23 protein-coding genes are annotated in these 21229 nt (G+C 26.3%); 22 read left to right on the forward strand and 1 reads right to left on the reverse strand.

Annotated features, from left to right (window positions below):
- The 11 genes from ACYUEW_RS01245 (at position 1) to ACYUEW_RS01295 (ending at position 9596) form a co-directional block, all read left to right on the forward strand.
- Positions 1-198 (forward strand): hypothetical protein, encoded by a 198-nt coding sequence (locus tag ACYUEW_RS01245; RefSeq protein WP_460276066.1) that lies wholly within the window; start codon positions 1-3, stop codon positions 196-198.
- A 40-nt stretch (positions 199-238) separates the two neighbouring features.
- Positions 239-1741 carry a hypothetical protein gene (locus ACYUEW_RS01250; protein ID WP_460276067.1) on the forward strand — a complete coding sequence of 501 codons (1503 nt, stop codon included), beginning with the start codon at positions 239-241 and terminating at the stop codon, positions 1739-1741.
- 28 nt (positions 1742-1769) lie between these two features.
- Positions 1770-2057, forward strand: a complete 288-nt coding sequence (locus ACYUEW_RS01255; RefSeq protein WP_460276068.1) for a hypothetical protein — start codon at positions 1770-1772, stop codon at positions 2055-2057.
- A 59-nt stretch (positions 2058-2116) separates the two neighbouring features.
- Entirely contained in the window at positions 2117-2395 is a 279-nt protein-coding gene (locus ACYUEW_RS01260; protein ID WP_460276069.1) for a hypothetical protein, read from the forward strand.
- 1 nt (position 2396) lies between these two features.
- A complete protein-coding gene (locus ACYUEW_RS01265; RefSeq protein ID WP_058008927.1) occupies positions 2397-2591 on the forward strand; it encodes a hypothetical protein in 195 nt (64 codons plus the stop codon).
- 42 nt (positions 2592-2633) lie between these two features.
- Positions 2634-3473 carry an N-acetylmuramoyl-L-alanine amidase gene (locus ACYUEW_RS01270; protein WP_460276070.1) on the forward strand — a complete coding sequence of 280 codons (840 nt, stop codon included), beginning with the start codon at positions 2634-2636 and terminating at the stop codon, positions 3471-3473.
- Positions 3474-3702: 229 nt separating this feature from the next.
- Complete coding sequence (locus tag ACYUEW_RS01275) at positions 3703-4719, forward strand: nucleoid-associated protein (RefSeq protein ID WP_460276071.1); 1017 nt, start codon at positions 3703-3705, stop codon at positions 4717-4719.
- Positions 4720-4739: 20 nt separating this feature from the next.
- Complete coding sequence (locus ACYUEW_RS01280; RefSeq protein WP_460276072.1) at positions 4740-6272, forward strand: hypothetical protein; 1533 nt, start codon at positions 4740-4742, stop codon at positions 6270-6272.
- Positions 6273-6923: 651 nt separating this feature from the next.
- Positions 6924-7628, forward strand: a complete 705-nt coding sequence (gene sigK / locus ACYUEW_RS01285; RefSeq protein WP_003484649.1) for an RNA polymerase sporulation sigma factor SigK — start codon at positions 6924-6926, stop codon at positions 7626-7628.
- 137 nt (positions 7629-7765) lie between these two features.
- A complete protein-coding gene (gene aroE / locus ACYUEW_RS01290) occupies positions 7766-8542 on the forward strand; it encodes a shikimate dehydrogenase (protein WP_003484657.1) in 777 nt (258 codons plus the stop codon).
- A 1-nt stretch (position 8543) separates the two neighbouring features.
- The gene (locus ACYUEW_RS01295; protein ID WP_080333550.1) at positions 8544-9596 is read left to right on the forward strand and encodes a type IV pilus twitching motility protein PilT; all 1053 of its coding nucleotides are present in this window, start codon (positions 8544-8546) and stop codon (positions 9594-9596) included.
- A gap of 110 nt (positions 9597-9706) precedes the next feature.
- On the opposite strand, the gene ACYUEW_RS01300 is transcribed toward ACYUEW_RS01295, so the two are convergent.
- A complete protein-coding gene (locus tag ACYUEW_RS01300) occupies positions 9707-9841 on the reverse strand; it encodes a hypothetical protein (RefSeq protein ID WP_003484659.1) in 135 nt (44 codons plus the stop codon).
- A gap of 441 nt (positions 9842-10282) precedes the next feature.
- On the opposite strand from ACYUEW_RS01300, the gene ACYUEW_RS01305 reads away from it, so the two are divergent.
- From ACYUEW_RS01305 to pnpS, 11 genes are all read left to right on the forward strand, one after another.
- Positions 10283-11557: a glycosyltransferase family 2 protein gene (locus ACYUEW_RS01305; protein ID WP_042384634.1), complete on the forward strand. Its 1275-nt coding sequence runs from the start codon at positions 10283-10285 to the stop codon at positions 11555-11557.
- 157 nt (positions 11558-11714) lie between these two features.
- The gene (gene ftsA / locus ACYUEW_RS01310; protein ID WP_042384637.1) at positions 11715-12968 is read left to right on the forward strand and encodes a cell division protein FtsA; all 1254 of its coding nucleotides are present in this window, start codon (positions 11715-11717) and stop codon (positions 12966-12968) included.
- Positions 12969-12990: 22 nt separating this feature from the next.
- Entirely contained in the window at positions 12991-14100 is a 1110-nt protein-coding gene (gene ftsZ / locus ACYUEW_RS01315; RefSeq protein ID WP_003484662.1) for a cell division protein FtsZ, read from the forward strand.
- Between the two features lie 335 nt (positions 14101-14435).
- On the forward strand, positions 14436-15233 hold the full coding sequence (gene spoIIGA, locus ACYUEW_RS01320; protein WP_085333584.1) for a sigma-E processing peptidase SpoIIGA: 798 nt from the start codon (positions 14436-14438) through the stop codon (positions 15231-15233).
- 11 nt (positions 15234-15244) lie between these two features.
- The gene (gene sigE, locus ACYUEW_RS01325; protein ID WP_003399432.1) at positions 15245-15952 is read left to right on the forward strand and encodes an RNA polymerase sporulation sigma factor SigE; all 708 of its coding nucleotides are present in this window, start codon (positions 15245-15247) and stop codon (positions 15950-15952) included.
- A 74-nt stretch (positions 15953-16026) separates the two neighbouring features.
- Entirely contained in the window at positions 16027-16800 is a 774-nt protein-coding gene (sigG, locus tag ACYUEW_RS01330; RefSeq protein ID WP_003393807.1) for an RNA polymerase sporulation sigma factor SigG, read from the forward strand.
- 147 nt (positions 16801-16947) lie between these two features.
- Positions 16948-17211, forward strand: coding sequence for a YlmC/YmxH family sporulation protein (locus ACYUEW_RS01335; protein ID WP_085333583.1), 264 nt, complete (start codon positions 16948-16950; stop codon positions 17209-17211).
- Positions 17212-17342: 131 nt separating this feature from the next.
- Positions 17343-17798, forward strand: a complete 456-nt coding sequence (gene nrdR, locus ACYUEW_RS01340) for a transcriptional regulator NrdR (protein WP_003494421.1) — start codon at positions 17343-17345, stop codon at positions 17796-17798.
- A 275-nt stretch (positions 17799-18073) separates the two neighbouring features.
- Entirely contained in the window at positions 18074-18793 is a 720-nt protein-coding gene (gene pgeF, locus ACYUEW_RS01345) for a peptidoglycan editing factor PgeF (RefSeq protein ID WP_460276073.1), read from the forward strand.
- Between the two features lie 10 nt (positions 18794-18803).
- Positions 18804-19502 carry a response regulator gene (locus tag ACYUEW_RS01350; protein WP_460276074.1) on the forward strand — a complete coding sequence of 233 codons (699 nt, stop codon included), beginning with the start codon at positions 18804-18806 and terminating at the stop codon, positions 19500-19502.
- Positions 19503-19513: 11 nt separating this feature from the next.
- Entirely contained in the window at positions 19514-21223 is a 1710-nt protein-coding gene (gene pnpS / locus ACYUEW_RS01355; RefSeq protein WP_265203946.1) for a two-component system histidine kinase PnpS, read from the forward strand.
- Positions 21224-21229 lie beyond the last annotated feature (6 nt).

Below are 21229 nucleotides of genomic sequence, written 5' to 3' on the forward strand. Positions count from 1 at the left end.
ATGAAAAAATTAACTGGAACTGCGATTATTAATACTGCAGAAGGTAAAAGAATAGCTTTTACTTACTCCGAAATAGACGAAGAAACAGGTACTATAATTGAGGATAATAAAAAAGAATCCTTTATAGCTTTGGATGAGAATTTTCTTAATACTATACAGCAAGTAGAAAATTATATAAAAGAAAATAGATTAAAATAAAATGTATTACAGGTAAACTTAATATAAGCGAGGTGATAGGATGGCAATTTATGTGGGTGGAGATAGAACGACCCTAGAATATAATTTCCTTACAAAAGTAGCTGGAAGTATGACAGAGTGCCCTATGAAATGTTATTATGCAGCAAGTTCAAACTTATTAATGCCTACAGATATTAGATGGATAGAGTTATCTCAGGAACGTTATGACAAAATAAAAAATCAAGACAATGTAACGTTAGATTTTTCAACTTCTACAGTAGGGGAGAAAATACAGCTTCTTATAGAATTAGACCTTAACGGGTTATGCAATAGCTTGTATGGGGGAAGTAATGCAATACTTAAACAGAATGTTAAATCAATACAATCAAATGCTGTAATTCGTGGTCAAGGATCAAATGGAGGCGTATTGGGGTATCTTAGTAAACATTACCTATATAGACATGATACAAGTCAATATATAGAATGGGGAGAAAATAGCACAAACTCCCTTATAACTAGTAGTAATGAGGTCACTATGGTAGGTACATCAACAGGCTATATAACTGAAAATAATAAAATTTATATGTTACTTGTAGCTAATTACCCTGCAAGCTCAACGATATTAAGTGCTTTATATTTAGATTATATAAGTATTGGCTTAAAATTAAATAGACAACCAGACAAAATACAAACAATAGACATAGAACTAGGGAAAGAATGGAGTCTATTATTTAAGGGTGTTAGTTTTTACGAAACTAATATTAATAATACATCATCTTCAGATAAGTCTATTTTTGTTACTAGAAATATTAATAATGGTGTAGGTATAAGAAGCTATCTCCATGCAAATAATGGTGTGCTTTATTTCTTCACTCATGATGGTAAAAATACACTCAGTCCTTTTGCAACTATTAACTTGTTCTCAGAAAATCAAAGATTTAAATCATGTAATTTATTGTTTATGTTTAGAGATGGCTACGGAATAGTAAAAGCTTTAATTAATGGTAGCACAATAAAAGAAGCTAAATTTCAAGTAAACACACAATGTGACTTTACTGGTAATTATAAATTTTACCTAGGTGAAGATGAAGGCTATATCAAACAGGCGGATGCTTTTGTGGAGGATGTACAAATTCTATCTGAAACATTTACAGATGAAGAAGCTGAAATAATTCTAAAAAGTAAAAATCCTAATATAGTTCCAAACTTTAATAATGGCGATTGGTATATAGATCCAAATGCAAGTACAAATTTAGAAGGTACAATATTAACATTAGTAGCCACAGCAAATTATCAAGGGAGTTCAATTGTGTTGCCAATATTGCCTAACAATAGGTATAAAATTGACGTAGAAATAGAAGACATTAATAATCTAGCACATGTCGCAATTACACAAAGGTGTAATAATACTAATATAAGCACTACTAGAGTTTTTGATAATTCTGGTACTTATAATGGTGAATTTATAACACATGATAAAATTAACAAACTAGTGATTACCTGTCAAAACACAGGTATTGGAACATTTAAATTTAAAAATTTAAAATTAAAAAGATTAGACTAATAATTATAAATTAGAAAGGAGTTAATATATGTTTTATTACAATGTAGAAAAGTCAATAAGTAATATATATGATTCAAACGATCTCCAGGTAGTTGGTTATGTAGATGTATTTTTAGGAGAAAGAAAAGAAAATAAGTTAACCACTATAAGCTTCAATGAATTAGGTATATACTTACTTTTTAAAGATTGTCCTAAAGACAGAGAAGAATTTGATAACTTTATAGAAAATAAGGCTTTAGAGGAAATTAATAAAGAAGAGCTCCAGGAGAAACTAAACGAAATTAAATTAGCCTATAACATGGGATTACTAGAATAAGATTTAAGAAAAAACTTAGGTCTTTTTTTATTACCCTAAATTACTTAGAGAGGTGACGCATGAATATTGAATTAGGTGTACTTTGTACTATATTAGGTGCAACTATAACGTATTTGAACTTTAAAAGAATTAAAGACAAAGACAGTAAGGAAAATGGTAAGCATGAAGGTGTAACCGACTTAAAACTAGATTATATTTCAAAGGGGGTAGATGATATAAGATTAGACCTAAAGGCAGCTGATAGAAAAATAGAGGATATAAACACAAGATTAATTAAAGCTGAAGAAAGTACCAAAAGCGCACATCATAGAATTGATTCATTATTAAGGGAGGATTAATATGAAACTTTTAAAAGATTTTTTACAAATAAAAAAGATAATAGCCTTATTAACTACTGTAGTATTTTGTATTTTAGCACTAAAGACTAATATATCAAGCACAGAGTTTTTAAGTGTATTTACTTTAATAATAGGCTTTTATTTTGGCCAAAGTTCAGCCAGACAAGCAGCGAAAGAAAGTAAGGAGCAGGAATAAAAAACCTGTTCTTTTTTAATTAAATTTTTAGGAGGTATTTATATGAAAATAGGAATTGATTGTGGGCATACAATGTCTGGTGCAGATTATGGAGCAGTAGGAATAAAAGCAGAATCTAATTTGACTAGAGAGGTAGGAACTAAAGTAATAAGTAAATTACAAGCTTTAGGTCATACAGTTATTAAGTGTTATAAGGATACTTGTAGTAGTTTAAATGATAGTTTGAGTTATAGAACTAATACAGCAAATAGTAACGGTGTAGATTTATATGTAAGTATACATTTTAATTGCTATAATGGTAATGCTTATGGAACAGAGGTTTTTACTTATGGTGGAAAATCTTTTACAGAAGCATCTAGGGTTTTAAATAATATTTGTGCTTTAGGCTACACCAATAGAGGGATAAAAGATGGTAGTAATTTATATGTACTAAAACATACAAAAGCTAAAGCTATGCTTATAGAATGTTGTTTCTGTGATAATGCTGGAGATATGAATAGATATAATGCCGAAAATATGGCTAATGCTATAGTTAAAGGATTAGTAGGTACTACAGTAAGCACACCAAGTCAACCAACCACATCTAATCCAACTCCAACTAATAAGAAACATCCATTAATAAATCAACTCTATGCGGAAATGGCTAGACAGGGATTTAATACTCTTCCTACTTGCAGGCAAGGCGCTAGAGGTAATATTACCAAGACTATACAACAAATGCTTATCAACATAGGTTACCCTGCAGGTTCTTATGGGGCAGATGGAGTTTTTGGTGGTGGCACCGTAACAGCAATAAAAGCATTGCAAAAAGATTGCAATCTTTCTGTAGATGGTATTGTAGGAAGAGAAACATGGAAAGCCTTATTTAGAAATTTAAAATAATTTAAAGGTACTCTTTTTTATGGGAGTACCTTCTTTTTTATTTTTTGGAGGAATTTTAAATAATTTGTAGAATAACATACAAAAGATGAAAATATTAACATTAGAGTATAAAAATAAACTATTGTTGATTGATGCCAAGATGGTTTCTAAAGATCAAATATATTTAACTATTAATGTATTCATTATATAGATATATTTAATAAAGTATAATAGTAATGGGGGCATAAAATTGGATTTTGATGGAGTAATAGTAATAAATAAAGTAATAGTACATATTTTAAATACAAAAGATAATTATATTAAGTTAAGTGATTTTAAAATAGATACAAATGAAAAACTAGATAACTTGATAATAAAACACATTAATAAATCTATAGAACATGACTCTAGAAGATTTGCTAAATTTGATAACGTAAATAATATTGTTAAAGAGAGTTCTATTGAAATTTTGAATGATAATGATTTTGTAGAAAACTCTAAAAGAATATCAAGGGAACTTGCTAGTTCCATGAAAGGGACTAATGCTTCTCCAGCTAATTTTTTAGTTGCTGAATATTTTCATGGAACTAAAAAAGCAGTAGCTTTGTTAAAGTTAGATTTTAATGATAATTTTCATACAGAAACAAAAGAAGAGAATGGTAAATTAAAAGTTGAAGTTAAAATTGAAAGCGCAGGATTTAATAGCAAACAAAAATTACAAAAATCTGCTTTTATTTATAATGATATAGTTACTAATGATGATGCTGAAATATTAATTTTAGATAAACAATCTAAAGAAAATATAAGCAATTATTTTAGAAGTGATTTCTTGAATGTTAATTTAATAAATGATGATAAAATTAATACTAAGAATATGATAAGGGAGGTATTAGATTTTATAAATAGTAAGTTTGAAGATAACCCTAAAATGCAGGTGGAAAAAAGTTATTCATTGACAAGTTATTTCCAAAACGCTAAAGATTTTGACATTAATGATTTATTGAATAAAGTGTTTGATAAAGAAGATATGAGAAATGAATTTAAAGAAGAAATTAAAAATAAAAAAATAGATTATGCTTTTGATATAGATAAACTTACTGTTAAAAAACAATTACAAAGTAGACAAATTATTACAACTAATGGTATATCTTTAAAAGCAAATGCATCATTGTTTAATCCTCAAGATATTGATATAGGTGACAAAGATGAAAATGGGTTAGTTGATATAACTATAAAGAAGGTAAGAATTAAAGATAATAGAATTTAGGAATAAAGGGGGTGTTGAATGTGGAAGTGTTTTATGAATTTATAAATCTACTTAATGAATTAGATTTTAATTATTTTGAAGATAAACAAATATTCAAAGTAGAATTTAAATTCAATGATAAGTTTAATTTTTTTATAAAATACAACACCCTAAATCAAATGAAATGTATATTTGGTAGTTCTATTAGGTTATACAAAGGCAGTTCAATAAATAATGAAAAAGATTTGTTCCTATTTTTAGATTCTAAAGAAGAATTTAATGATGAAATAGAAGATTTAGAGGAAAATATTAATTTTAAGTTAATAATAGATAAAACTAGTTTTATAAAAGAAAAAATAGGAGATTTAAATTGTAATATTATATTTTTTATTAAATGTATTACTTTTCTCAATTTGATTAATAAAGATTTTCGTGAAATGGAAAAACTTTTATTTACTGAAAATGAGAAAAATGTTTTTATACTTGGAGATTGTGACGAGTTCTTTTTTAATGAATTCTATTTAGTAACGAATATAGAAAGAAAAAATTTCAAAGATGAAATAAATGAATTTATTGATAAAAAATGTAGTTTAAATACAGCAGAAATTATTAGAAAAAGAAATGAATTATGCAATTGGGTAGATGGTACTCATTTTTTATCACCAGAATTATTATATGTAAATTTTGATAATAACAACTTTATATATAGCTATGAATTTAAGCAAATAATAGTAAAAAAATCAATGGATTTAATTATTCCATTTATAGCGAATTTTACTGGAAAGGTTGATGGAATTTTTACAAGTATAATAAATGGAAAAAAAAGAATAGAGATAGAGTATAAAGTTAATAAAAAAATATATAAACTAAAGAGCTATAAGGAGTTATATGAATTATATAGGTGGATTTATGAGCAGGCTATATTTGATAAAATAAATATTTGCAGAAATGTGATAAGTATTTTAGTTTCAGCGAAATATAATAGTAAATGTCCTAAGTGTATGTATCAAATAGTATTAGAGAATATTGAATGGATGGTTAAGTCTGTAAAGGATAATTTTAATGATTATTTAAAAAATAATATAGATGAGTATTTTAAGCAAAAACAAACATTAATAAAAGATATAAAAGCTAACATAAATAGCATAAATGAAGTTATTGAAAGTTTAACTAAGTTAATTACCTCAAATTTTTTATCACTAATAGGTACTGTAGTCGCAGGTATTATAGCTTTGCTAATTAAAGGAGATTATTCACTTGCAACATTATTAATATTAATATACAGGTGGTATATTAATATTAATTTTATTTACGTAATACCTAATTTGTTGGTCAAACTTTTTAGAATAAATACAGATTATACTGATATGAGAAATATATATAATAATAATTATATAAGTGATAGTTTTATAGAAAAAAATGATAAGAGAAGAATTTGGAATAATATAATTTTTGGTATTTATTTTTTAGTTACTATAGTTATTATTGTTGCTGTAAATCTTGTACTTAAGAAATTTTATGCAGATGATCAAACTGTTAATAGTTTTATAAAATTTTTGAAAACCAAGGTCTAAATTTGAAATATTTATTTTATATTTAAAGTTTTTTAGTATGATTCTGATTTTAAAATCTAATTTTTAATGTACCTATCTGCGAATGAATTTTGTGATAGATATAATATTAGCTATAAGACTTTCTATAGTTTGAGTATAAATGTTATTATTAAAAATAAAAGAACCCCAATAAATAGGGTTCTTTTGTTGTGGAATTTTTATATTGGTGCTATGTTTTAGCCATTTTTATTATATCCAAAATATAGATATTCTAATCAAAGCTTTTATATTTACCTAAAATATGTTAGGTTAAAACAGTATTGGATATAGAAGAAATCAAATAAATTTGTAAATAAAAACTCTAGATTATTTCTAGAGTTTTTATTTTTCGATAAAATTCTTACATTAATATATATATAGTTTAAATACTATTTTTACATTTAAATAAAACTTATAATTAAAAATAAGAGTAATATTTTACAAATTTCTTTTGACGTCAAAAATACGTCAAAAATAAAATGAAAATATAGATGTCAGATAAAAAACTTACATTTATAATATATATTAAAAATATTGTCTGTTGATGCCTAACGGAAAATATAATTTTAAATATGCAACTAGTACAAGCTTATTGAATATTATATTAATAAGCACTATTAGGAGGAGCAGCTTGTGTTCTTTTTAAGTTACTTATGGGATGTATTAGGAAGTGCATTATTTTTAACAGGCTATGTCACAGGAAATACTTCTTTTCCCAAGCCTTTAAGTGATGAGGAAGAAAAATATTATTTGGATAGGCTAAAAAAAGGCGATGCTCTAGCAAAAGATATTTTGGTAGAAAGAAATTTAAGGTTAGTGGCTCACATAGTAAAAAAATATTCTTATCCTGGAAAAGATATTGATGATTTAATATCTATAGGAACTGTAGGTCTTATAAAGGCTATAGACTCTTTTGATAATTCAAAGGGTACTAGACTTGCCACTTACGCAGCAAGATGTATAGAAAATGAAATATTGATGCTCATAAGAAATAATAAAAAAACTAAAGGTGAAGTATATCTTCAAGATCCTATAGGAGTAGACAAAGAAGGAAATGAAATTTCTCTTATGGATATATTAAGTAGCGATGAGGATTCTATAATAGAAATAGTTTCAACAAAAATAGAAGTAAAAAAGCTATATGGAAAAATAGAAACTTGCCTTAGAGGAAGGGAAAAAAAGGTGATCCAAATGAGGTATGGTTTAAAGGATGGGAGACCTAGAACTCAAAGAGAAATAGCAGGTATACTAAACATATCTAGATCCTATGTTTCACGTATAGAAAAAAAGGCCCTTAAAAAGCTTTATAAAGAATTAAATTATAATAAAAATATTTAAATAAAACTCTAAAGAATTAAGAATTTTATACATATAAGATGATTCTTAATTCTTTTGTTTTATTTTTTATTTATTTTATAGCAGGATATTCTTTACAGAATATTTATAATCGTTATAATATAAGCAGGAGGGTTTAAATGTATACAACAGGTTTAATAGGTAAAAATATTAATTATTCACAATCACCGGAAATACACAATAATTATTATAAAAAAAATAATATACCATTTTTTTATAAAATATTTAATTTAAAGCAGGATCAAATTGATGATTTTATAAAGAACTTACATAAAAATAATATAAAAGGTTTTAATGTTACTATCCCATATAAAGAAACTATATTACAATATTTAAATGATATAGTATATCCAGCAGATAAGATAGGAGCAGTAAATACTGTAGCAGTACAGGAAGATAAACTAGTAGGGTATAATACAGACTATATAGGATTTATAAAAAGTTTACAATATTATAATATACAGGTTAAAAATTTTAGGTGTCTCATTATAGGATCAGGTGGAAGTGCTAAATGTATATATTATGCATTAAAAGAACTAAATGCAAAAGAGATATACATAATTTCTAGAAATCCTGAGGAAGCAAAACTAAAATTTGAAGAAAAAGTTAAAATATTAAATATTAAAGACGAAAATAAAGTAGATAGGTATGATTTAGTTGTAAACTGTACACCTATAGGTGGGCCTAATTTTAAAGAACAAAAGCCTGTAGAACTTAGAGAGCTTAAAAAAAATTGTGTGGTTTATGATTTAAATTATATTCCTAAAAGGTCTAAATTATTAAAAGAAGCTAAAGAAAAGGGAGCATTTATTATAAATGGAGAAAAAATGCTTATTTTTCAGGCCTATAGTGCTATAGGTCTTTGGTGCTTAGATGGTATTGAAGGAGGACGATAAATTGAAACAATTAAAAGAATTATTGGAAAAAACTATTAACTTTGGCGCTTCAGATTTACATTTATCCGTAGGGGTAGAACCAACTATAAGAATAAATGGTCAATTAAGCAAAATATTCAAAGAAAAGCTTACACCAGAAAATACTAATAATTATGCTAAAGAAATATTAGGTGAAGAATTTGAGGATTTATTAAAAAAAGGAGAAATAGATACCTCCTATTCTATATCAGGCTTAGGTAGATTTAGAGTAAGTGTGTTTAAACAAAGGGGAAGTATAGCTATTTCTTTAAGGGTTGTAAGTTTAAAGATTCCTAACTTAAATGAATTAAAATTACCTGATATAGTAAAGGAATTAACAAATAAAAAAAGAGGCCTTATTTTAGTAACAGGTCCTACAGGTTCAGGTAAAAGCACTACTTTAGCAGCTATGATTAATGAAATTAATAATACTAGGTCTAATCATATAATAACTTTGGAAGATCCAATAGAATTTTTACATAAACATAACAAATGTATAATAAATCAAAGGGAGATAGGTAGGGATACTTTTAGTTATAAAAGCGCTTTAAAAGCAGCATTAAGAGAAGATCCGGATGTAATATTAATAGGAGAACTTAGAGACCTGGAAGATATTTCCATAGCCTTAACAGCTGCAGAAACAGGACATTTAGTGTTTTCTACTTTGCATACTATAGGAGGAGCTAAGACTATAGATAGAATTGTTAATGTATTTCCACCACATCAACAAGAACAGATAAGAATACAAGTATCAAGTGTGTTGGAGGGAATAATAAGTCAACAATTAGTACATAAAATTGATGGAGGAAGAATAGCAGCTTTAGAGACCATGGTAACTACAAATGCCATAAGAAATATGATAAGAGAAGGAAAAACTTATCAAATAGAATCTTCCATACAAACTGGATCCAAATATGGAATGAAAACTATGGATATGTCTTTAGCAGAGTTATATAAAAGAGAAGTTATAAGTTATGATACTGCATTAAATTATTCAGTAGACAAAGATTTAATTACAAAGATAATTAATTTATAAAAACATTATAATACTAAAATGTAAAATAACAATTATGCATTTTAATATTATAATGTAGAATAATAATTATACATTTGGTAATATTAAAAAAAGGACCTTTTGGTCCTTTTTTAAAATATCATATAATCTAACATTTTTAGTGAAATTTGATTTTTAGATTTGGATTTTTTCTTTGAATTTATATTATCCTTATTATTAATAGCTTTTAAATCTATGGAACTTAATTTAATAGTATTTTTTTTCATTTTAACATCCTCCTGATAAGTTAAATATTGTTTTAATATTATTAGTAGTTAGTTATTAGAGAACTTACCAGAAAGATTCATCTTTTTTATGAAGTCTTTTTAAATCTAAAAAAAATATTTTTTCGTAGCGCGACATGCGCTAACTACCTCCTTTATAAACTAATATTGATGCATCAATACCAATACTTATTGTTTATGTTTATATAATATCATATAATTTAAGTTAGTACAATTTTAGTTATATATAATAAATATTCACTATATACAATAATTATTTATTGATAAAATTTGTATCTATTTATTTATTAAATTCTCTTATTTTCTTAAGAATATAAATATTATTAAGAATGCATTAAGTAATTTATAATATTTATTTGCAATAATATATAGTAATTAACTAGTATTTATGCTAAAATATTTTTGAACCGAGGGGGGATACTATTGAATATTATAAATGGAATAGTACATTATAGCTCCAAAGCAATAACATACATAGTTTATTTCATATCCATGTATTATCTTATAATTTCTCTTTTTGGTATATATAGGAAAAAGAATAATAAGAATATTAGTGATAAAACAAAATTTGCTCTTATTGTAGCAGCACATAATGAAGAATTAGTTATAGGTAACATAATAGAAAGCCTAAAAATGATGGACTATGATAAAAAATTATATGATATTTTTGTAATTGCAGATAATTGTACAGATAAAACTGCTGATATTGCAAAAAAAAAGGGAGCTATTGTACGGGAAAGATTTGACAAAAAACGAAGAGGAAAAGGTTATGCATTAGAATGGATGTTTAATATAATATTCAAAATGGAAAAAAAATATGATGCCATAGCAGTGTTTGATGCAGATAATTTAGTTCATAAAAATTTTTTGAAAGAAATGAACAAGAAGATGTGTAAAGGATATAAGGTAGTTCAGGGTTATTTAGATAGTAAAAATCCTGAGGATACTTGGATAACAGGAAGTTATTCTATTGCATTTTGGAGTTGTAATAGAATGTTCCAACTTGCAAGATATAATTTAGGATTATCTAGTCAATTAGGTGGTACTGGTTTTTGTATAGATACAGATATATTAAAAGAACTTGGTTGGGGTGCTACTTGTCTTACAGAGGATTTAGAGTTTTCTTGTAAAATTATATTAAATGGATACAAAGTAGGTTGGGCCCATGATGCTATAATATATGATGAAAAACCTTTAACTTTAGCTCAATCATGGAGGCAAAGAAAAAGATGGATGCAAGGTTTTGCCGATGTATCTAGTAGATATTTTTTTAAGCTTATGAAAAAAGCTATTAAAAATTTTAATTTTACTGCTTTTGATTGTGCACTTTATAGTATACAACCTTTTGTAGCTATACTATTAGGTTTGTCAGCTATAATAAGTTTATTCCAATATGCTATGAAAGCAGCAAATATAGTTAATAATTTTAATAATATAGTTTATTCTATAGATTTTAATTTGATAACTATATTAATAATTTTATTTTCATTGTTTCAAATACTATATACACCTTTAATATTGATTCTAGAAAAAAAATTTACATTTAAAGTATTATTATATTATATAGTTTATCCTATATATGCTATAACTTGGTTTCCTATTTCAATACAAGGAATTATGGATAAAAACAATAAAGAATGGAGTCATACAATTCATACTAGAAGTATGAATATAGATGAACTAGAAAAAGTTAACTAAAGGGAAAGCAAAGCTTTCCTTTTTTTGCTTTTTTTATGATGAATTTATAGTGTGTAAATTAAATAATAATTATAATAATTAATAATTTTAAGAGGAAATAGGAGTTTTTTGTTGAATATATATTTTAATGGTTACATTAAAAAGGGGTGAAAACTACATGGAGGATTACGTAATAGGAGTGGATATAGGGTCCTCAAAAGTTTGTGCAGCAGCAGGAAAGCGTGATAAATATGGACAAGCAAAAATCATAGGAGTTACTTCTGCTGAATGTCATGGAATGAAAAATGGGATAATAATTGATATAGATAGTACAGCAGAATCTATTACAAACTGTATAACTAGATTAGAAAGTATAGTAGATACAAATATAAAGAACTTTTATATTTCCCTACCGGGGAGGATAGGTACATTAATATCTAGTCAAGGTATGGTAGCTATATCCTCTGATGATAATGAAATAACAAAAAAAGATGTAAATAGAGTTAAAAGAGCTACTCAAATAATTAATGTTCCTAACGATAAAGAAATAGTTGATATAATTCCTAAAGAATATATTGTAGATGGATATAGTAATATAAAAGATCCTATAGGTATGAGTGGTAATAGAATGGAATTAGATGCTTATTTAGTATTAGCTGAAACTACTATAGTGAATAATTTATTAAAAACAGTTCAAAAGGCAGGTTATAATATATTAGGGGTAGTTTTTGCACCTATGGCAGATGCTAAAGCAGCATTAAAAGAAGAAGAGATGAATCAGGGATCAGCTCTAGTAAATGTAGGAGCAGATTCCATGGATATTTCTATATATAAAGATGGCATTTTAACTAAAACCGATAATATATCTATAGGTGGAAATAGTATAACAAATGATATATCCATATGCTTAAAGATACCTTTTTCTGAAGCTGAAAAATTAAAAATAAAATATGGAGTAATAGGGAAAAATAATTTAGACTTAGAGGGTCAAATAAAAGTAAATATAGGTTATAATAATGATATAACAATTAATCCAGAAACTTTAACAAAAGTTGTAGAAGCTAGAGTGGAAGAATTATTAATTTTAATACAAAAAAAGTTAAAAGAAAGTGGACAATTTCAAGATATATCAAATATAGTTATAGTAGGAGGAGGTCTTTCATTAATAAAAGGTATAGAAGAATTTGGTAAGTACATATTTAATAAAAGCTTCAGAATTGGAAGTCCAGAGTATGTTGGGGCTGCAAATCCTATATATGTATCTTCAGTAGGGGTAGTTAAAAATTTAATTACTCCAATGAAAATTCAAAATGCTAATTTGAAAAATAAAGAGGCTGCTATTACTAAAGAAGATACATCACATTATAAAGTTGAAAACGAAGGAAAAGGTGTGTTATTAAAAATAAAGGAATTTTTAACAGAATTTTTTTAATTACAGATAAGGAGGTTTTATTGTGCTAGATTTCGATGTTGATGTACAGCAATTTGCTCAAATAAAGGTTATTGGATGTGGTGGCGGAGGAAACAATGCTGTAAATAGAATGATAATAGACGGATTAAAAAATGTAGAATTTATAGCTATAAATACAGATAAACAAGCTTTAATGCTTTCACAGGCGTCCCAAAAAATACAAATAGGTGATAAGTTGACAAAGGGATTAGGAGCAGGTGCTAATCCAGAAATAGGTAAAAAAGCTGCAGAAGAAAGTAAGGAAGAAATTTCTCAATCAATAAAGGGAGCCGATATGGTGTTTATAACAGCAGGTATGGGCGGAGGAACTGGTACTGGTGCAGCTCCAGTAATTGCAGAAATAGCTAAATCTATGGGAATACTTACTGTAGGTGTAGTAACTAAACCTTTCCCATTTGAAGGAAGAAAAAGATTACTTCATGCAGAAATGGGGATAAATACTTTAAAGGAGCGAGTAGACACTTTAGTTACAATTCCAAATGAAAGATTATTAAGTATAGTAGATAAAAAGACAAGTTTAATGGATTCTTTTAAACTAGCAGATGATGTTTTAAGACAAGGTGTACAAGGTATATCAGATTTGATTACTATACCAGGACTTGTTAATTTAGATTTTGCAGATGTTAGAACTATAATGGTAGATAAAGGATTAGCTCATATGGGTGTAGGTAAAGGAACAGGAGACAATAGATCACAGGAAGCAGCTAAACAAGCTATATCAAGTCCTTTATTAGAAACATCTATTGTTGGAGCTACAGGAGTACTTCTTAATATAACTGGAGGAAATGATTTAGGATTATTAGAAATAAATGAAGCAGCAGAAATTGTACAAGAAGCTGCAGATCCAGATGCTAATATTATATTTGGAGCAGTTATAGATGAAAATTTGAAAGATGAGTTAAGAATAACTGTAATTGCTACAGGTTTTGAAAGTGATAGATTAGAAAATGATAGTATTGAAAAGGAAGAAAACAATATACCAAAGGAAGATAGTAAAAGAGAGGACAGAGAAGAGCAAGCATCTACATATGAACAGCATATAGATGAAAATGATTTAGAGATACCAGCCTTCTTGAGAAGACAAAGAAAGTAATTATAAGTAGGGAATATTATTCCCTACTTTTTTTATATGTAAATTTATATGATGACTATCAAAGCTAATATTTTTATAATAAACACCTAAACTAAACTTACAAATAGCTTCAGCAAAAAATCCTTTCCTAAACATAAATATATTAACAAACTATTTAAATATACTTTTTAATATATTATTTTTGTAAATAAAAAAATAATATATTAAATTATAAACTATATTGACATATTTTATACAATAAAAACATAACATTTTTATATGAATTGACAAATTTTTAAAATGTTTAATTGTATAATAGTAAATAAATGGTAGCAATCTAAGGGGGGAGATAACTATTGGTGGTTTATTTAGATATTATGATATTAGAAAATTTTATTGTAAACCTGTTTATACTGTTTCTAACTTCTCAAACTTTAAAGGTTAATAGTAAAATTTTATATTTAATAATATCTTCATTTTTAGGAAGCTTATATATATTAGTACTTATTATACCTTCTCTTGCATTATTTAATAAGCTTATATTTAAAATCTTAATAGCTTTTATACTAATTTTGATAGCCTTTAGGAAAAGAGATTTAATATTTAATATAAAGGCTACAGTAGTTTATATAGTTTATTCGATGATTATTGCAGGTATATGTGTTTTCTTAGAATGCAATAAAATGGATTCTGGAACCTCTTTATTTATAGAAAATTTTTCTTATAAAAAGCTTATGATTTCTATGATGATTATATATATTATTGGGAGTAAATTAATATGGTATATAAAAGACAGAAAAGATATAAGTAGTTTTATATATGATGTAGATATAATTCTTCAACAGGATCATAGAAGGGTTAAAGCCTTTTTAGATACGGGTAATGAGCTTAGAGAACCTGCTACAAATCTCCCCGTATTGGTGGTAGAAAAAGATGTTTTTAGTAATGTGAATTTAGATGCTTATGATAAATTTTATATACCTTATAGAGTTGTAAATGGTAATTTTGGTAATCTTAAAGGGTTTAAACCCAATTATATAGATGTGCATGTGGGAGACAAAAAAGAAAAAAAAGAAGTTATAATAGCACTTTCAGAAGGTAAACTTAGTGGTATAAAAGACTATAGAGCACTTTTATCTCGAGGAATTATATAGGAGGGACTTTTATGATAAATTTAAAGGTATTATTAAACAGAATATTAATAAAATTTAAATTATTTTTTAAAAGCGTTTATTACATAGGTGGGAATGATGCACTTCCACCGCCACTTTCAAAAGAAGAAGAAGAATATTTTGTGCAAAGGTTAATAAATGGAGATGAAAAAGTTCGATCTGTTTTAATAGAAAGAAATTTAAGATTAGTAGTTTATATAGCTAGAAAATTTGAAAACACGGGTATATGTATAGAAGATTTAGTATCTGTAGGTACTATAGGATTAATTAAGGCAGTAAATACTTTTAAGCCAGATAAAAAAATTAAATTGGCAACCTATGCCTCAAGATGTATAGAAAATGAGATATTAATGTATTTAAGAAGAAATAGTAAAGTAAAGGCAGAAATATCTTTTTATGAGCCTTTAAATATTGATTGGGATGGAAATGAGCTGTTACTTTCAGATATATTAGGTACAGATAATGATGAGGTTTATAATTTAATAGAAGATGAAGTAGACAAACAATTATTGCTATTAGCTATGAAAAAATTAAACGAAAGAGAAAAGGAAATAGTAAGATTAAGATTTGGTCTTAATGGGAAAAGAGAAAAAACTCAAAAGGAAGTAGCAGATATGCTGGGTATATCTCAATCCTACATATCAAGGTTAGAAAAAAGAATAATTAAGACTTTAAAAAAAGAAATAAATAAAATGGTTTAGTTTGTCCTTGGTATAAAATTAGGTTCCTTTGGAAACAATTTAAATGCAATCATTCTGAAGGGACTGATGACTTTATGGTTATTAATAAAGTTGAAATTTGTGGAGTAAATACATCAAAATTGCCAGTATTAAAAGATAAAGAGATGAAAAAATTACTGGTAAGGATTAGGAACGGTGAAACAGAATGTAGAGAAGAATTTATACAAGGAAACTTAAGGTTAGTACTAAGTGTAATAAAAAGATTTAACAATCGAGGGGAAAATGTGGATGATCTTTTTCAAGTTGGATGTATAGGCCTTATAAAAGCTATAGATAATTTTGATTTAAGTCAAAATGTAAAATTCTCTACTTATGCTGTTCCTATGATAATAGGAGAAATAAGAAGATACCTAAGAGATAATAATTCCATAAGAGTTAGTAGATCTTTAAGAGATATAGCCTATAAAGCTCTACAGGCTAGAGACAAATTAATAAAAAATAATAATAAAGAACCAACAGTGTCTCAAATAGCTAAAGAATTAGAATTACCAAGAGAAGAGGTAGTGTTTGCTTTAGATGCTATACAAGATCCAGTATCTTTATTTGAACCTATATATCATGATGGCGGTGATGCTATATTTGTTATGGATCAAATAAGTGACACTAAAAATGTAGATGAGAACTGGATAGAAAACATATCTATAAAAGAAGCTATGAAAAAATTAAATGACAGAGAAAAGCTAATACTTAATTTAAGGTTTTTTGATGGAAGAACTCAAATGGAAGTAGCCGATGAAATAGGCATATCTCAAGCACAGGTATCTAGGTTAGAAAAAACTGCTTTAAAACATATGAGAAAGTATGTTTAATCAGAAAATGTTCTTAGATTATTAGAGAACACTTTAAGCTACTGATAAATATTTTTTATCAGTAGCTTTTTATTTTTTTAATCTTTTTCATAGAATAGAATAAGGAAACATATATTATAATATAAAAACTGTTTAAGGGGGGATACCATGGAACAAGTAGAATTATATTCCATAGAAAGTTTAAAAAATATGGAGGTAATAGACTTAAATACCGGTAGTAAAATGGGATACATAAAGGATTTGATTATAGACTGTGATTCTTATAAAATATTATCTATAGTTCTACCCACTGAGAAAGTAGGATTTTTCAATAAAAAAGAAGATTTAGAAATAAGTTGGGACAAAATATATAAAATAGGTACGGATGTTATACTAGTAAATGGAGATAGCTATTTTGTAGAAGATAATTAGTTTGTTTAAAAAGGATTTTATACTTTTAACCATTGAAAATTTAAGTATATAGTAGAAAAAATGGAGAAAAAGTGTATAATTAATATATATAGCTAAATTTTAGTAATCTAAAGAAAAGGATGTGGATTAAATTGAAGTGTCCCTACTGTGCATATGGAGAAAGCAAAGTGGTAGATTCAAGATCTACAGAGGATGGAAGTTCCATAAGAAGAAGAAGAGAATGTTTAAAATGTAATAGAAGATATACTACCTATGAAAAAATAGAAACTACACCTATTCTTGTTATAAAAAAAAATATGAGTAGGGAATATTTTGATAGAAATAAAATAGTAAATGGTCTTATGAAGGCTTGTCAGAAGAGACCAGTATCAAGAAAGCAAATTGAACAAATAGCAGATGAAGTAGAAAGACATATAAGCAATGAAATGCTTACAGAAGTAAATACAGATGAAATAGGACAAATAATAATGAAGAATTTAAAAAAGATAGATGAAGTATCCTATGTTAGATTTGCTTCTGTATATAGACAGTTCAAAGATATTAATACTTTTATGGAAGAGATTAAAAATCTAATGGAGAAGAATTAGATATAATTTTATTTTTATAAACTTAAATTATTAAATCTTTAAAAGATGAAGTATAAAAACTTAAAATTAATTTAAATATATAAAAACTTAATGCTATTATGGTAATAGTATTAGGTTTTTTATTTTGTAAACTTTATATTAAAATAACTAGAATTAATTATAGGGAAGTTAAGAACCCTATGTTAAAATAAAGTTAAATAGGTTAAAAGTCATAAATATTTTAAAAATAATATAAAATTAATGATAATATATTTATAGGAAGGATGATGTGTATTATGAATTTTGAAAAAATTAATGTGGGTGCATATACATTTCTAAAATTAGAATTTAAAAATGCTAATTTTATATTTTCTACTGGAGAAAATCACCTAAATTTTAATAAAAGTATAGATGAAGGGAAAAAAAATTTAAATAATATAAAAAGGTGGTTTTCATTAGAGGAAGTATGTTATTTAAATCAGATACACAGTAATAGAGTTAGAAACTTTAAAGATAAAGATAAAGAGGGAGATGCAATAATAACTAATAAATTTAATAGAGCTGTAGGGGTTTTTACAGCAGATTGTGTCCCTATATTATTATATGATAAAAAAAATGAGGTAGTAGCTGCAGTTCACAGTGGATGGAGAGGAACTTATGAAAAGATAGTTATACACACCATAAATAAAATGAAAGAGGATTATAATACAAAAACAGAAAATATTATAGCCTCAATAGGTCCTCATATAAAGGATTGTTGTTATGAAGTTAGTTATGAGTTAATAAATAAGTTTAAAGAAGACAAAATATATAATGATTGTAATATAAGTTATAACAGAAATTTAAATCTGGAAGCATGTATATTGATACAATTAAGAAATATAGGGGTTAAAAATGAAAATATAATTAGAGCAAATTTATGTACTATGTGTAGCTCTGATCCTAAATTTTATTCCTATAGGAAAGAGGGGAATATAGGAAGACAATTTTCCTTTGTATATTTAAATAAACAATAGGAGGGGTACTATGGCCATGGAAAAAATACTTATAGTAGACGATGAAGAACATATATGTGAATTAATAAAATTTAATTTAGAAAATAATGGATACGAATGTATTTGCGCTTTAAATGGGATAGATGCATTGAATATAGTTAAGGAAGAAAAACCGGATTTAGTACTTTTAGATCTAATGTTACCAGGAATGGATGGGTATGATGTTTGTAAGGAAATAAGAAAAAATAATAATATAGCTACTACTTCTATAATAATGATTACAGCTAAAGGGGAAGAATTGGATAAGGTTTTGGGCTTAGAATTAGGAGCTGATGATTATATAACTAAACCTTTTTCTGTTAGAGAAATGGTAGCTAGAGTAAAAGCGGTACTTAGGAGAAGAACAACTATAAATATAGAATCTAAATCCTATGTTTTAGGGAATATTGTTATAGACTTTGAAAAACATTCTCTTACAAAAGAAGGAAAAAAAATAGAGCTCACATTAAAAGAGTTTGAGCTTTTAGAGGTGTTAATAAAGAATAAAGGGAAGGTTATGACAAGAGATTTTTTGCTGGATACAATATGGGGATATGAATATATTGGAGAAACTAGGACTGTAGATGTGCATATAAGGCATTTAAGAAAAAAAATAGAGGATGACGATAAAAATCCTAAGTATATTGAAACTATAAGAGGAATAGGATATAGATTCAATAGTGAATTTTAAAAGGTGAAGTTATGAAAAAAAAATTAACGTTATCAATACTTATAATTTTAATATTTACATTAACAATAATATCCTCACTTTTCTTAATAACTATTAATAATCAGTATATAGAAAGCAGTAAAAGTAGATTAAAGAATAATAATTCTCTTATATTAAAAGTAATAGGAAACGAAGATCCTAAAAATATTGTTAATTTTATAAAGAATAATTATAAAGATAATGATATAAGGGTAACTTTATTAGATTATAAAGGTAATGTTTTAGTAGATTCTAAAGAAAATAGAGTAGAATTAGAAAATCATAATAAAAGAGAAGAAATAATAAATGCAAAAAAAAATGGAGAGGCTTATAGTGTAAGATATAGTAATACAAGAAAAGTAGAAAGTGTTTATTTTGCAAGCAAAGTTAATAATGATTATATAATAAGAAGTGCCATAGATATGAAAGATATAAAATTATTAGAAAAAAATTATAGTAAATACTATATTTCTATAATATTATTTTCTTTTATACTATCTTTTTTATTTTCATCCAGAATATCAATGGCTATGATAAAACCTATAAAAAATCTTGAATTTGTAACTGCGAGAATAGCAAGAGGGGACTTTGATAGAAGAGTAATAATAAATTCAGAGGATGAAATAGGGCGACTTGGAAGAACCTTCAATGCTATGGCAGATATATTGGAAAATAGCTTGGTAGAAGTTAGAGATAAGCAAAATAGACTAGAGGCTATACTTAAAAGTATGGATAGTGGTGTTGTAGCCATAGATAAAGAATTTAAAGTTATCATGATTAATCCCTATGCTAACAAATTATTTGGTATAAAAAGAGATATAATAGGGGAAAATCTTATGGATAATATAAGGGATTTTGAATTAGAAAGAGTATTAAAGGATAAAGAACCTGGCTATAAAGAAATAAATATATTATGGCCAGAAAAAAGAACCCTTAGGATTAAAACTACAGATATAATAAGTAAATATGATAATATAGGTACTGTGGCAGTAGTACAGGACATAACAGATATAAAGAAACTAGAAAATATGAGAGAACAATTTGTAGCAAATGTATCCCATGAATTAAAAACTCCATTAACATCTATAAAGGGTTTTTCAGAAACTTTAAAGTATGTAGAGGACAAAAAAAATAGAGAAAAATTTTTACAAATAATAAACGATGAAGCGGATAGACTTACAAGATTAATAAATGATATATTAGTATTATCCAATATAGAGAAACAAAAACAAGAGTTAATAAAAGAGGAAATAGATTTAAATGAATTAATTGAAAAAGTATATTGTTTAGTAAAAAAATCTGCAGAGGATAAAAATATAAAAATAAATATTGTAGGAGGAAAAGTACCTTTATTAATAGGAAACAAGGATAAATATAATCAAATGATAATAAATTTAATAGATAATGCTATTAAATATACAGAGCCTAATGGTGAGGTAAATATAGGTACGAAACAAGATGAAGATAATATAATATTTTGGGTAGAGGACACAGGAGTAGGTATTTCGAAAGAACATTTAGATAGAATATTTGAAAGGTTTTATAGAGTAGATAAGGCACGATCCAGAGCAGAAGGGGGAACGGGGTTAGGTTTAGCTATAGTAAAACATATAGTTTTGGGGATTAATGGGAAAATAGAAGTAAAAAGTGAACCTAAAAAAGGTACTAAATTTATAGTGAAAATACCTTTAAGTATAATATAGATTAAA

Source organism: Clostridium sp. CTA-1, assembly GCF_054768215.1.

Bases quoted from the DNA above. Each gene is read 5' to 3' on its own strand.
- ACYUEW_RS01245 (WP_460276066.1), top strand. From the start codon at position 1: ATGAAAAAATTAACTGGAACTGCGATTATTAATACTGCAGAAGGTAAA.
- ACYUEW_RS01250 (WP_460276067.1), top strand. From the start codon at position 239: ATGGCAATTTATGTGGGTGGAGATAGAACGACCCTAGAATATAATTTC.
- ACYUEW_RS01255 (WP_460276068.1), top strand. From the start codon at position 1,770: ATGTTTTATTACAATGTAGAAAAGTCAATAAGTAATATATATGATTCA.
- ACYUEW_RS01260 (WP_460276069.1), top strand. From the start codon at position 2,117: ATGAATATTGAATTAGGTGTACTTTGTACTATATTAGGTGCAACTATA.
- ACYUEW_RS01265 (WP_058008927.1), top strand. From the start codon at position 2,397: ATGAAACTTTTAAAAGATTTTTTACAAATAAAAAAGATAATAGCCTTA.
- ACYUEW_RS01270 (WP_460276070.1), top strand. From the start codon at position 2,634: ATGAAAATAGGAATTGATTGTGGGCATACAATGTCTGGTGCAGATTAT.
- aroE (WP_003484657.1), top strand. From the start codon at position 7,766: ATGTATACAACAGGTTTAATAGGTAAAAATATTAATTATTCACAATCA.
- ACYUEW_RS01300 (WP_003484659.1), bottom strand. From the start codon at position 9,841: ATGAAAAAAAATACTATTAAATTAAGTTCCATAGATTTAAAAGCTATT.
- ftsA (WP_042384637.1), top strand. From the start codon at position 11,715: ATGGAGGATTACGTAATAGGAGTGGATATAGGGTCCTCAAAAGTTTGT.
- sigE (WP_003399432.1), top strand. From the start codon at position 15,245: ATGATAAATTTAAAGGTATTATTAAACAGAATATTAATAAAATTTAAA.
- sigG (WP_003393807.1), top strand. From the start codon at position 16,027: ATGGTTATTAATAAAGTTGAAATTTGTGGAGTAAATACATCAAAATTG.
- ACYUEW_RS01335 (WP_085333583.1), top strand. From the start codon at position 16,948: ATGGAACAAGTAGAATTATATTCCATAGAAAGTTTAAAAAATATGGAG.
- pgeF (WP_460276073.1), top strand. From the start codon at position 18,074: ATGAATTTTGAAAAAATTAATGTGGGTGCATATACATTTCTAAAATTA.
- ACYUEW_RS01350 (WP_460276074.1), top strand. From the start codon at position 18,804: ATGGCCATGGAAAAAATACTTATAGTAGACGATGAAGAACATATATGT.
- pnpS (WP_265203946.1), top strand. From the start codon at position 19,514: ATGAAAAAAAAATTAACGTTATCAATACTTATAATTTTAATATTTACA.